The organism is Methanomicrobiales archaeon, assembly GCA_030019205.1.
In the GTDB taxonomy this organism is placed as follows: Archaea; Halobacteriota; Methanomicrobia; order Methanomicrobiales; family JACTUA01; genus JASEFH01.
In genome coordinates this window covers 1-13,402 of record JASEFH010000016.1, presented here as the reverse complement: position 1 = coordinate 13,402, position 13,402 = coordinate 1, and the positions used below count along the sequence as shown (strand labels likewise).

Sequence of the window (13,402 nt, the reverse complement as noted above, 5' to 3'; positions counted from 1 at the left end):
GCGGTGCGACCTCTTAATAGTCGTGGATGGCGGCGTCTAGGGTTTCGGGGATCGCAGCTCGATCGCGCGCTGAACGATCTGCGTGGAGCTCACCAGCGGCGCGCCGCAGTAGGGCCCGATCCGCACCACCTCGGTCTCGAGCCCGCGGGCCCGCAGCTCCTGCCGCAGCCGCTCCTCGCTGAAGTGCTGGTTGTAGCCGAGGGTGATCACCGCCGGGCGAATCTCCCGGATCGGGCGGTACATGTCGTCCAGGTCCCCCAGGCACGCGTGGTCGACCGGTTTCAGGGCGCTCACCATCTGCAGCCGCTGCGCCTCGGGGACGATGGGCCGCGGTTTGTGCCGCACGTTCACGTCCCGCGCGACGATGACGTGGAGTTCGTCCCCGAGTCTTCTCGACTCCTCCAGGTAGTAGATGTGCCCGGGGTGCAGGATGTCGAAGGTCCCGGTCGCGACCACCCGCCTCACTCGATCACCTCGATCTCCACGGGATCCCCGCCGGCCGAGTAGCAGCGCCAGCTGTGCTTCCTGTAGGGGTATCCGACGATGACGTGGTACCTCCCCGTCCGCGGGAAGAAGGCCAGGTCCGCGCCCGACGGCGTCAGCACGCCGTTCGGGTGGCTGTGGGCGCTCCCGGCCATGTGGGTGTCGAGCGGCATCATGTCGAGGAGCACGGAGGCGCTCTCCTCCCGCCCGATGGTGCCGGGGAGGAGGTCGAGCTCCTGGATCACCCCGCCCTCCTCGCGGAGCACGGCGGCGAACTCGCAGGGGTGGTTCTCGGCCCCGAGCCGGAGGAGGAGGTCGAGGAGGCTCCGGGTGATGCCGCGGATCTTCATTCCCCTGAGCATGGGACGGCAGAAGTCTTGAAGGATCGCATTGCCCGGCGATCTCACCCGTCTGTACCGGTATGGGGATGCGGGGAACTTTTTTGCGGGATCCAGGGGCGCATGGTGGGGGCTCGTCGTATCCGGCCGGTCCGGAGCGAAGCGGCTCATTATCCGGGACTCCCTGTTCAACGGGTGCGGCAGGACGCAGAATACCTGTCTGCGACAGACGGGCCCGATGGGCTCTCCCCGTCGGCGGGGGCGGTCTGGATGCGCAAACGCGATCCGGCACATCTCTGCAGGGAGCCGCGGTCATACCGCCATTTACCGGGTCGGCAGAGTTGCCCTCCCCCTTCCCGTCGGCTCTTCGGACGGTGGCAGACCATGGACGCCGGTGTGCTGGTAGATCGCTCCCCGGGGAGGGCAGGACCCTTCGGGCTATCGCGACTACGGGGGGATCGGGAGAGGGATGCATCCCCGCAGCAGGACAGGTCTCGATCCGGGTTGCCGGCTCCTTCTCGATGTTCCTGCACGAGGTCGGGGATCTTGCGTACGACACCGGTCCGAAAAGCCCCTCCTGCAGGCTCATCGCACCGGAGGGGGAAAGCACCCCCCAACCGCCCCCGCCCCTGCTGTTGCGACGGTTTCCCCGGGGGGTAGATCGGGGGTGATACTTCACCGCGCCTCCACCCTGCGTGCAATATCCTCGCATTGGGGATGCCGGGGGACAGGAGCGATATCGCTCCAATCTCGGACTCTTTTCCGAGATCGATCTCGTGCCCCCCAACCAGCCCTGTCGCAATCGTGGGGGATGGGGTGCCGCCCTATCGCCGTCCTGCGTTTCGAATATTCGATCGTCTCCCTGGCCCCGTGCTGTGACCGTATTCCGCGTGCATCCACGATCTTTTAGGGAAACCCTGGTAACATCCTCTCACATCTCCTTCGATCCGTCCCGTGCGCAGACCTCCCGTGGATGGAACGGCCAAGTCCTCTCCCATGAAAATACCGAAAATTGCCCCGGAGCATGAGGAGGACCCACCTCTCCCCTCCCTGAGGATGCAACCCGTGCCGACCGGTGACGCGTCCGGGTTTTGCGTCTGCTGGACATGCAGGAGAGATTGCGGGGCAATCAGAGGATTCATCAACCTTTCCTGTGCATACCATCTTTGCATAAGGAGAAAGCGGAGATGGCGGAGAACTTCCCCGGCGCCGAGGAGAAGGTCGTGGAATATTTCGGCAGCAGAGAGAGCGTCAGACTCGCCTACCTCTTCGGCTCGGCTGCAGAGGGAAGGGAGGGGCCGTTGAGCGATATCGACATTGCCGTCAACCTCGACGAGTCGCTGGACGCTCGTGCGGGGTTCAGGATGCGGCTGAGGCTGATGTCCGAACTGGCGGGCATTCTGCGGACGGACCGTGTCGATCGGGTGGTGATGAACGATGCCCGCCGCTTCTGAAGTTCAACATCATCAAGCACGGCAAACTGATGAAAGACGACAGGGAGACCCGGATCCGTGTGGAGAGCGGGATCCTGTCGGAGTACCTGGATATGAAGTACGATATCGAGCGGCATACCGGATTCGCGCTCCAAAGGATTGCAAAAAAGGGCTGCCATGAAGAACGAGATCGTAAGGAAAATGGACCGGCTGCAGGAATGCGTCAGGATACTGGATTCGTATGGAAAATTCAGCCTCCAATAGATCCGGGAGGACTACACGCTCCGGGGAGCCAGAAGTATCTTGAGGTCGCCCTCGAATCCTGCATCTTTATCGGGGAGAGGATCATCGCCGCCCAAGGTCTGCGAAAACCGGATACGTACAAAGAGGTGATCGAGATCGTGGGGGAGCAGGGGATTCTGCCCGGACCGTTCGCAGCACGCTTTGCCGAGGCGGTGAACCTCCGCAACATCCTGGTACGCCGATATCGGCATCGGAATTCTATTCGGCATCCTGCAGAACAACCTCGGAGACTTCAGCGAGTTTGCCCGGTATATTGCGGGGTATCTGGAAACGGTTGAAGGATGAGCGGTGCGCGAAAATTTCCGGTCGATGGTATCGGGGGCGGGGCTCGAGGGCTAATCTTGGTCTCCGGGATGGTGGAATTGCATCCAAGGCTCGCCTTATCCCAAAAGGCATCTACCGAATTTCCCGATGGGACCGGTAATAGTTGCCCATGGAGGCCAGAACAGGCGGGCAAGCGCTCTGGCATCGCCAGGCACTCAATTGTCACAAGATGCTATCTGCGGCGAATGCTGTAAACCTCTCCCGGAAGGGCTCTGTTGCAATCCACATCGAAGGTAGACGCTGCTCCAGGGCAGCATATTCGCAGGAAAGGCCCCGTCCCCTCCGTGCGACGGCCCCGATCGGGAGAGACCCATACGGGCCTATCGCACTGCGGGGATGGGAGGACCCGCACGATCGGAACCGGGGGAATACCCGCAGGATAGGTGTACAAATACGCCGGAGAGGTTTTCTATAGTGCCTCCCATAAGGCCAAACGCGTCGAACCGCATGGTGCGGGATCGATGGTCCATCGAGATGTACTCCACGCCCCAAAGGGGACGAGAAATACTTACTATCTCACATCGCTCTTGGAATGCGTATATAAAAATTTATCAAAATCTGGCGATAATTTAAATAAAACACGGTATTTTCCCGGAGTTCATCTCTTCCGGGGGGGAGATTGGCGGATGTGGAAGGAGAAGAACGTATTCATAACCGGCATCGGAGGGTTTGCCGGTGCCTATCTGGCGCGACACCTTGTGGATGCGGGTGCTCACGTCTACGGACTGGTTCGGCGCAGGGCTGATGGCTCCCTTCCGGAGAGCATACGGGCCAAAGGGGTGCAGAACGCGATCACTTTCATCGAAGGGAACCTGGAGGACATATCGGGGCTTGCCACGGCGCTCGACATCGCACAGCCGGATGTCGTCTTTCACCTGGCGGCACAGTCCTATGTCCCCCGCTCGTTCACCCATCCCATCGAGACGGCTCAGATCAACTCCATAGGCACCAACAATCTCCTCGAAGCAGTGCGGCGGAAAGAGTACGATCCGGTGATTGTGTTTGCCGGATCCTCGGAGGAGTACGGGCTCGTCTTCAGTTCACAGGAGCAGTTCGAGTCTGCCAGAAAGAAGTACGGATCGATCTTTCCTGAGCCTGCGGCGATTCCCGAGGTCCCAATCCGGGAGACGAATCCCCTCCGTCCCATGTTCCCCTATGCTGTGAGCAAGGTCTACGGCGACTTCCTCATGCGCAACTATTATCATACCTACGGGACCCGTGCCATCGTCTCCCGCGCCTTCAACCATGAGGGAGCGGGAAGGGGGATCATGTTCGTCACGTCCGTCATCACGAACCAGGTGGCGAAACTCGCCGCCGGGGATCTCGATCGCCTCACCATCGGCAACGTGGGGGCGTTCCGCGACTGGTCCCACGTCCTCGATGTCGTGCGCGGTTACTGCCTCCTCGCGGAGGAGGGGCAACCGGGCGACGTCTACAACCAGGGGTCGATGCGGACGACATCGGTCCTGAGCTACATCCTCTTCAGTCTCGAGAGCGCGGGGATGCCGGTCGAGCGGATCGAGACGTTCCGGAACGGCAAAACCGTCGACGCTCCCACCGAGAAGGACACTTCAGATATCTTCGGGGTATCATTCGAGAAGACGCGGGTCGATCGCCTGATGCTCGAGGGCGACCTGGAATTCTCGCTGGCGGACGAGGGGATAGCCGTCCACAGTGACGGACGGAGGATACCGATCGTCTTTGACGCCGATCGGTTCAGGCCTGCAGAGGTCCCGATCCTCTTTGCCGATACGACGAAGATCCAGCGGCTGGGATTCAGGACCACGCACAGTGTCGGGGATATCGTGCGGGACCAGCTCAACTATTTCATGGACGAGAAGAGACGTGCATGAAGGTCGCCATTTTCCACGACTACTTCGGAGCCATTGGCGGTGGCGAGAATGTAGTTCTGATGATGGCGGATGCACTCGGTGCTGACATCATTACTACCGATACAGATGCCGTCACTCAAATTGCACGGCATGGGGATGTGCTCAGTATTGGCAATACAGTTAAAATCGCTCCTTTCAAGCAAATTTCCGCTGCGGCACGGTTCGCTGCCTGCGACTTCTCCGATGATTACGACTTCTTTATCTTCAGCGGGAACTGGTCGCATCATGCCGCAAGAAAGCATCATCCAAATCTCTGGTACTGTCACATCCTTATCGGAGCGATGAATAACGAACAGGTCCCTTTTTACGATCATGCGGGGTTTTTATTCCGGAATTTTTATCGATTCGGGTCGTCTCTCAACCGCCCGCTTGACAGACGCTCCATTGCGAATATCGACCGAATCGTTGCGAACTCGAAGAATGTCCGTGATCAGATACGTCAGCACTACGGGAGAACTGCTGAAATCCTCTATCCTGCTGTCGATGTCTCCCGCTATGTCCACCGAGAGGCAGGAGACTACTGGCTCTCGGTAAACCGACTCTACCCGGAGAAGAGAATCGAGCTCCAGGTGGATGCGTTCCGCATGATGCCCGAAGAGAGGTTAATCGTTGTCGGCGGGCACGCGGCTGCAGACCACTCATCCCCATACATCCGCTGGTTGAAACGGGATCTTCCCGAGAATGTCACGCTGGCGGGTGAAGTCCCCTTCGATGAACTCGTCGACTTATATTCCCGTTCAAAAGGTCTGATCTGCACCTCGTTCAACGAACCTTTCGGTATCACCCCTCTGGAGGCGATGGCCAGCGGCAAAGCGGTTGTTGCAGTCAAATCTGGCGGATTCCTGGAGACGGTTACGGAGGAGACGGGAAGACTTGTAAACCCCGATCCAGTTGAGATCGTCATGGCGCTCAGAGAGATCATGAACGATATTGATGCTTATCGGAAACCATGCCTAGAAAGAGCGCGACTCTTTGATATATCTATCTTCCAGAAGAGGATACGTGAGATCGTGCAATTCCAGAACGACTAGATGTCTGGCTGTATGCTGTGTTAGAGTCATAATCCTTATTATTCTATTTATCGACATTTCTATCGGAATTAGTTGGTTGTTAGAGTTTCTTCCCAGGGTAAGGTACGAAATAGTCTCATATGGTTATCAGAAATGATGGTTATGCCGGATGAAGGTGGCAATATTTCATGATTTTTTTGGGGCCGTAGGCGGCGCGGAGAAGGTAACGTTGTGCATGGCGAAAGCCCTTGGTGCCGATGTTATTACAACAGACACTCGGGCACTCGGTGTGCTGGAGTTGCCCGGAAAATGTATTTCTCTTGGGGAAACGATGAAAATCCCACCACTCAAACAAGTATCTGCCACAATGATGTTTCTCAACTGCGATTTTTCCGATGAGTACGACTTCTTCATTTTCAGCGGCAACTGGGCGCAGTATGCCGGGAAGAAACACCATCCAAATCTCTGGTACTGCCACTCCCCGACGAGAGCGTTCTATGATCTCTACTCCACTTATCTCTCTCGGCAGAACCTTGTTCGTCGTCAATTTTTCCGCATATGGGCAAACAGTCACAGAATTCTGGACCAGAGGTCGATACGCTATATGGACTCAATTGTTGCTAATTCAGAGAACGTTCGCACTCGGATAAAAAGATTTTATCATCGGGATGCATCGATAATTTATCCTCCAATCGATACATCGAGCTATCCCTGTAAAGAATACGGGAATTTCTGGCTCTCAGTGAACCGTCTCTACCCCGAGAAACGGATAGAATTACAGACCGAAGCCTTTAGGTCAATGCCGGATGAGCGTCTGATCATCGTTGGCGGGTATTCGGAAGGAGATCATGCTGCCCCGTATGTTAACCGTATCCGACGAGATCTTCCTGAGAACGTCGAATTACGCGGTGAGATCTCTGAAAAGGAACTTGTGGATCTCTACGCACAGTGTAAGGGATTCATTACTACAGCTCGGGATGAAGACTTCGGGATGGCTCCGGTGGAGGCGATGGCTGCCGGAAAATCTGTTGTTGCCGTTAATGAAGGAGGGTATCGCGAAAGCGTTATCGATGGTGTCACTGGATTTCTAGTTCCGGCCGAGGTTCCTGCAATAGTTGGTGCGGTCAGGACAGTCTCAGCCAACCCGGAGCTTTATCGGCAAGCCTGCCTGGCAAGAGCGAAGATGTTTGATCGCTCCGCGTTCGAAGAGCAGATACGGCGCGTGGTGAACGATGCTTCTTGACCATGCTAGGACCATCTACGGCTATCGCAACCTGATCCGGACACTCGCCTGGGGTGAGTTCAAGCAGCGCTACAAGAACTCGATCCTCGGATACTTCTGGTCGCTGCTCGAACCCCTGCTGATGCTCGTGGTTCTCTATGTGGTCTTTTCAAACCTCATGCGGATTCAGGTGGAGTACTACCAGCTCTTCCTGCTGCTCGGGATCATACTCTGGAACTTTCTCGCCCGGGCAACGTCGCTCGGGCTTTCCGCGATCGTCGGAAGACCGAGTCTGGTCCAGAAGATCTACTTCCCGAGAGATATTCTCGTGATCTCGATCTGCATCACAGCCTTACTCATGAGCATCTTCGAGTCCGTGGTTTTTGCGCTCTTCATGGTGGTCTTCCAGGTGCCGCCCTCGCCGACGCTCGTCTACGTGCCGCTGATCCTGCTGATCCTATTCGTGTTCGCCCTCGGGATATCACTCGCCATCGCGGCCCTGAACGTCTACTATCGTGACGTCCAGTTCATATGGGCGGTCGTCCTGCAGGCTGGCTTCTTCGCCACCCCGATCCTCTATCCCGTCACGATCTTCCCGGAGGGGCTTCGGGAGCTCTTTCTTCTGAATCCAATGGCCCATATCGTTATCGAAGCGAGAAACACGATCATCTACGCGACGGCGCCATCACCGGGCAGCCTCCTCTATGCAGGCATCGCCTCGCTCGCTGCACTCGCGATAGGCTACCTGATCTTTGCCCGCTACGAGCCCGGGTTTGCGGAGGAGATGTGAGTGAACGCAATCGAAGTGGAGCATCTGCGAAAAGTATTCCGAATCCCGCACGAGAAGCGGACCACGCTCTATGAAGCCCTGACCGGGCTCTTCCGGCCCGTGCACTACGAGACGTTCCCGGCGCTCCGCGATATTACTTTCTCCGTGGAGGATGGGGAGATGCTCGGGATCATCGGGGAGAACGGGAGCGGGAAGAGCACGCTCCTGAAGATTCTCGCCCGGATCCTGCGCCCGACTTCGGGGGTGGTCTCGGTGAACCGGCGGCTCACGCCGTTCCTCGAGCTCGGTGTCGGTTTCCACCCCGATTTTACAGCGGTCGAGAACATCAGAACCTACGGGACGATCATGGGTCTATCAAAGCGGGAGATTGCCGACAAGGCCGACGGCATCCTGGAATTCGCCGGGCTCGAGAAGTTCAGAGACACGAAGCTGAAGAACTTCTCATCCGGAATGCAGGTGCGGCTCGCGTTCTCGACCGCGATTCAGACCGATCCCGAGATCCTCCTCCTCGACGAGGTGCTCGCCGTCGGCGATATGGAGTTCCAGCAGAAGTGCATGGACGTACTCGCACGCTACCGAAACGAGGGTGTCACCATCGTCTTCGTCTCCCACGACTTGGGCTCGGTCCGGCGGTTCTGCGATCGGACCCTCCTCCTCCGTCAGGGGGAGCAGGTGGCCCTCGGCGAGACGGACGAGGTGATCGACCGCTACGTCTACGGCAAAATAGAAGCTGGGACTGCGGAGATCGTTGCGCCAGCCGGTGAAGCCCCTCCCGCCAAAGAGGCAACTTCGGGGAACGGCAAGGTGAAGATCACGGGTGTGAAATTCCTCAACAAGTTCGGTGCAGAGTGCACGCGATTCAATGCCTTCGATCCGATGACGATCAGAATTTATTACTCGGCCCGCGAACGGATTCCCGATCCGGTCTTCGGGATCGCTCTCTACTCCGAACGCGGGGAGCACCTCTACGGGACGAATACCGAGTTGAAAGACGTCCCGATCGAGTTTATTAATGGCGAGGGGTATATCGATCTCTGGATCGACAGGCTTCCGATGCTCGCCGGACGATTCCTGCTGACGGTTGCGGCTCACACCCGCAGTGGGGAGTGCTACGACTGGCAGGACAAGGCGTATGCGTTCGACGTCATCCCGACAGGGAGGGATGCCGGGCTTTTCAATATTCCCTGTTTATGGAGGCTGTGAGAGGAGATGTATATGGATGACGCTCCGTTCGAGATTCGCGACGACGAGATCAACGTCGAAGAGATCATGGAAAAGATTCGCGAGAATATCCGGCGGCGGAAGGCGGCCGGGATCTATCCACCGGACCCTGACTCCCTCGTGACCCCGCAGGCTTCGGCCGGGAGCAGCACTGAGCTTGCCCGTGATCTCGCATATATCTCCGGCAATTGGAACATCCAGAACAACAGTTATTTCATCAGTTCCCACCGCCCCGTCGCTGGGAAGGTCCTGGTGAAGGGGCGGGAGCTCGTTCACGGCGAAGTGCGGCGATACGTCGACCCGGTGATCTGGAAGCAGGCCGAGTTCAACCGGGCTACGAGCCAGGTGCTTAGGGATGCCGCTCACAGACTCTCCGGGGTTGAGGATCGTATACGTGAGTTTGATGATCGGGTACGTGAGCTTGATTCTCTGCTGCAACAACTTCGGGATGACACCAGCAAACAGATTAAGGAAGTTATCAAGGAGTTACGATCTCAGATTGGGCGGCAACCCCTGGACAAGGAGCAGATTAAAGAGTGTGAGTCCAAAGATATTAGAAAGGCGGGTTGGGCAAAATTTTATGATCATGAGATTACACATGAGGAACTGGAGGGGAATATAAACCATCACAAAGAGTTTATTTCATTAATCGAAGAATATGCCCATAAATCCGCCCAAAAAGATATTCCTAAATTATTAGAAGTTGGAATAGGCACCGCAACAATGTCGATTTATTTTTCTGAGATGGCCTTTGAAGTGGTTGGGATTGATAACGATATCTCGATAATTTATGAAGCGTTTAGAACAAATGATAGATTGGGAGGTTATGCAAAGTTTTTGCTTATGGATATAATGGATTTAAATATGCTCAAGCCTAAATATTTCGATGTTGCCTTTTCCCAGGGTACAATGGAGCATTTTGACAATGAAACCATTTCGAAGATTTTAGAAAGACAACTCTTAGTTTCAAATTACGTGATTTTTTCTGTCCCGTCAAAATATTATCCGCACAGAGAGTATGGAAACGAGAGAAAAATGTCACTTGAAGAATGGAATTTCATATTAAAAAGTAAAGGCTTAAACGTTATCGAGAGCGGATATTATCAGGACAACTGGCATGTTTATTGTGTTATTGGGGAAGAGCAAAGAGATTGACAGTGATTATACCTTTGGGATAATTTGATTAAAAATATGTCTTTCCTTGTGGTGTGAAGGGATGCTTGGCAGAGGGAAACTGGAAAGCGGGCTAAAAGACATGCCATTTGAGGATAAGAAGCCAAGCAGCATCTTTATCGATAAGGCGATAGGGCATATGGGGTCTGAATACCTCACCAGATTGCTGCAATTCTCTTTTCAGAAGCTGCAATACGGTCTATATCCTGTCGCAAAAATGGCTTACTTCCAATCGTATATATCGGTTGTTTACTTCAATATGGATTTAAGATACCCCTTACCCCTTCGCCCGGAAACGCTGAGTTTTCTCCTTGAATTCATCGAAGTTCGGGAAGTTAAGAAGAATTGCCTCTGTTGCCAGAGAAGACAAGGCCTGAAAACTGTCTGCAAGGGTTGGGGTGGTTCATATAGCTACTAGATTAATGTCCATGACAGTAATCCCGACATATTGAAGTGAATCCTTTGGGGAGCAAGATTATGCAATAACTTGGAAGATGTGAGCAAGTGCTGATAATTCCACCGAGAACACCTCAAAATTTGGTCTCAATTGATTACAATGGAGGAAAGCGATGAAAATTGCGATATGCGCAGTCCAGGTGCCTTTTGTAAAAGGAGGGGCAGAGTATCATTTTGATAATCTTTATGCTGAGTTACTAAAGAGGGATTACGATGTTGAGTATATTAAAATTCCTTTTAAATGGTACCCTCCAGAGGAAATAGTAAACCATGCTTTGATCTGGAGGTTGTTGGATCTCTCCGAAAGCAATGGCATGAAGATTGACGGGGTTATTGCGCAAAAATTTCCATCGTATCTTGTAAGACATCCTAATAAGGTCGTGTGGCTTCTCCACCAGCATAGGCCAGCATACGATCTAGCACATACAGAGATGGACGACTTATTACCTTACGGAAAACTTGGGGAAATTGTCAGACAAAAGATATATAAAATGGATTATCTCGGCCTCAACGAGGCGAGGAAAATTTATACAAACTCTGAAAATGTAGCGCGAAGGTTATGGAGATATAATCGAATTGCAGGAGAACCACTTTACCATCCCCCGCCGCTCATGGGTCAATATCGGTGCGAAAGTTATTGCGATTATATTTTTTATCCCAGTAGGGTTGACGCGATAAAAAGACAGGATCTTGCAATTAAATGTCTGCAGCATTGCAATTCAAATATTCGTCTCAAGATTGCGGGAACCGGTCCTCATCTTGACTATATAAGATCGCTGGCAAAGGAATGTGGGGTTGACGATCGCGTTGACATCTTAGGCTATGTTCCTGAAGAGGAACTGCTGGATCTTTACGCTAACGCAGCCGCTGTTGTTTATGTTCCTATAGATGAAGATATGGGGTACGTAACGCTCGAAGCTTTTCTCTCAAAAAAGCCGGTGATAACCTGTACAGATTCGGGCGGTCCGCTGGAGTTTGTTGAAGACTCAGTGAATGGGTTTATTGCTGCCCCCTCACCCGAAAGTATTGCCGAAAAAGTCCAACAATTATTTGAAAACGGACTTTGTGAAAAAATGGGACAGAATGGGTACAGAAAAGTTTCCTCCATGAATCTCTCTTGGGATAATGTAATCAAAAAACTCCTGGAGCCGATGCAATGAGAATTGCATATTTCTCACCTGTAAGTCCTCAGAAGACGGGAATTGCTGATTATTCCGAGTGTGAATTACTGCCGTACCTTTCCAGATACATGGATATTGATATTTTTATCGATATAAATGTAAAGCCGGATAATGGGTTCTTAATCGAAAATTTTGACATCTACCCTTATACCGAATATGAAAGGTTGAAAGGATACTATGACATTCCGCTCTATCATATGGGCAACAATCAACTTCACGAATTCATTTATCGTTCGTTGATAAAAAATCCCGGAATTACTGTTTTCCATGATATTTACTTACATGGTTTTTTATCGAGCATTTCCATTGCACGAGGCAATGCTGACCGCTACAGAGAGGAGTTTGGATACTGCTATGGTGAAAAGGGTGTGATGATAGCGGATCGTGCGATTCAAGCTAAGGCATATCCAGATTTTGAGTATCCACTCATCAGGAGAATTCTCGACAACAGTCTGGGGATTGTCTGTCACAATGAGTTCTGCGTTCAGACAGCATTAAGAGAAAAGCATGATATTAGTATCGCTAAGATAAATCATCCCATGACAATCCCCAAAGAGATCAGAGAGGTGGAAAAACGCAATATCAAGGCAATAAAGAATAAATTATCAATACCGGAAAAAAATCCGATAATTATTAGCTTTGGTTACATTTCCCCCCATAAACGATATCACGTACTGCTCAATTCTTTTAAAAACCTATTAAACGATTATCCAGATGCGGTTCTTCTTCTTGTTGGAGAAGATCTGATGAGAATTGATGGCCTGATCGCTAGACTTGGATTGGACCAATCAGTAATAAAGACTGGTTTTGTGCCTTTTGCCGAAACTCTCAACTATCTAGCAATAGCTGATTACTGTGTCAATCTTCGGCATCCGACAGCAGGTGAAACAAGTGGAAGCATTTTGAGAATCATGGCAGCGAAAAAACCTGTCATCGTCTCAGATGTGGGGTGGTTCTCCGAAATTCCCGATGATTGCTGTTTAAAGGTTGCCGTGGATTCCTACGAAGAAGATCTTCTCCTTGCATATATGCAGACTCTTGCTGCAAATGCTAGAATGCGCGAGACCATCGGAGAGAACGCACTGCGATGGGTAGAGCGTGAACATAACCCCGATAGAATAGCAAAAGAGTTTTACCGGTATATTAAATCGGTTGTTGATGGGGATGAGATTGTGATGACACAGATATCAGAAGCGTTGCTGGATCTGGGTGTTGATGAGCAGGATGATAATTTGCTGGGGCACGTTTCAAAAACAATACGAGATGTCTTGTAATGAATAGGTAGGGGTACATAGGAAATACTAGTATTCGAAATCATGTTACTCTGGGAACTTTACTCTGGGAACTTCTCTTGTGGAGGAAATCTTCTATAGTTAATTGCAGATTTGAGAGACTACGATATATTTTAGTGTTTGATGTAAATTCTAAGTTGTAGATTTATTTTTATCTTGATGTTTAATGAATAACCTGGGAATTGCCCGGAAGGTAATTCTGGACAATCACCTGCAGACAAAGATCACCTTAACCCCCTCCACAAACCATACTAAAATCGAATTGCGATTAATTCCTGGATCTA

Annotated in this window: 13 protein-coding genes; 11 read left to right on the top strand and 2 right to left on the bottom strand. The window is 52.6% G+C overall.

The window, feature by feature from the left end:
• Nucleotides 1-36: 36 nt before the first annotated feature.
• Nucleotides 37-465, bottom strand: a complete 429-nt coding sequence (locus QMC96_09180; GenBank protein ID MDI6876927.1) for an FAD synthase — start codon at nucleotides 463-465, stop codon at nucleotides 37-39.
• On the bottom strand, nucleotides 462-833 hold the full coding sequence (locus QMC96_09175) for a Mov34/MPN/PAD-1 family protein (GenBank protein MDI6876926.1): 372 nt from the start codon (nucleotides 831-833) through the stop codon (nucleotides 462-464). Before QMC96_09175 ends, QMC96_09180 begins: the two co-directional genes overlap by 4 nt.
• Before the next feature lie 1,175 nt (nucleotides 834-2,008).
• On the opposite strand from QMC96_09175, the gene QMC96_09170 reads away from it, so the two are divergent.
• The 11 genes from QMC96_09170 to QMC96_09120 all read left to right on the top strand — a co-directional run bounded on the left by QMC96_09170 (nucleotide 2,009) and on the right by QMC96_09120 (nucleotide 13,100).
• Complete coding sequence (locus QMC96_09170; protein MDI6876925.1) at nucleotides 2,009-2,275, top strand: nucleotidyltransferase domain-containing protein; 267 nt, start codon at nucleotides 2,009-2,011, stop codon at nucleotides 2,273-2,275.
• 59 nt (nucleotides 2,276-2,334) lie between these two features.
• Complete coding sequence (locus QMC96_09165; protein MDI6876924.1) at nucleotides 2,335-2,835, top strand: DUF86 domain-containing protein; 501 nt, start codon at nucleotides 2,335-2,337, stop codon at nucleotides 2,833-2,835.
• Between the two features lie 672 nt (nucleotides 2,836-3,507).
• Entirely contained in the window at nucleotides 3,508-4,734 is a 1,227-nt protein-coding gene (locus tag QMC96_09160) for a GDP-mannose 4,6-dehydratase (GenBank protein ID MDI6876923.1), read from the top strand.
• Nucleotides 4,731-5,804: a glycosyltransferase gene (locus QMC96_09155; protein ID MDI6876922.1), complete on the top strand. Its 1,074-nt coding sequence runs from the start codon at nucleotides 4,731-4,733 to the stop codon at nucleotides 5,802-5,804. The genes QMC96_09160 and QMC96_09155 overlap by 4 nt, the downstream gene beginning before the upstream one ends.
• Before the next feature lie 148 nt (nucleotides 5,805-5,952).
• Nucleotides 5,953-7,026: a glycosyltransferase gene (locus QMC96_09150; GenBank protein MDI6876921.1), complete on the top strand. Its 1,074-nt coding sequence runs from the start codon at nucleotides 5,953-5,955 to the stop codon at nucleotides 7,024-7,026.
• A complete protein-coding gene (locus QMC96_09145) occupies nucleotides 7,016-7,795 on the top strand; it encodes an ABC transporter permease (protein MDI6876920.1) in 780 nt (259 codons plus the stop codon). The genes QMC96_09150 and QMC96_09145 overlap by 11 nt, the downstream gene beginning before the upstream one ends.
• On the top strand, nucleotides 7,796-8,998 hold the full coding sequence (locus QMC96_09140) for an ABC transporter ATP-binding protein (protein ID MDI6876919.1): 1,203 nt from the start codon (nucleotides 7,796-7,798) through the stop codon (nucleotides 8,996-8,998).
• A gap of 12 nt (nucleotides 8,999-9,010) precedes the next feature.
• On the top strand, nucleotides 9,011-10,171 hold the full coding sequence (locus QMC96_09135) for a methyltransferase domain-containing protein (GenBank protein ID MDI6876918.1): 1,161 nt from the start codon (nucleotides 9,011-9,013) through the stop codon (nucleotides 10,169-10,171).
• Nucleotides 10,172-10,232: 61 nt separating this feature from the next.
• Nucleotides 10,233-10,607: a hypothetical protein gene (locus tag QMC96_09130; protein ID MDI6876917.1), complete on the top strand. Its 375-nt coding sequence runs from the start codon at nucleotides 10,233-10,235 to the stop codon at nucleotides 10,605-10,607.
• Between the two features lie 151 nt (nucleotides 10,608-10,758).
• A complete protein-coding gene (locus QMC96_09125) occupies nucleotides 10,759-11,805 on the top strand; it encodes a glycosyltransferase family 4 protein (protein ID MDI6876916.1) in 1,047 nt (348 codons plus the stop codon).
• Nucleotides 11,802-13,100 (top strand): glycosyltransferase family 4 protein, encoded by a 1,299-nt coding sequence (locus tag QMC96_09120; protein MDI6876915.1) that lies wholly within the window; start codon nucleotides 11,802-11,804, stop codon nucleotides 13,098-13,100. The genes QMC96_09125 and QMC96_09120 overlap by 4 nt, the downstream gene beginning before the upstream one ends.
• Nucleotides 13,101-13,402 lie beyond the last annotated feature (302 nt).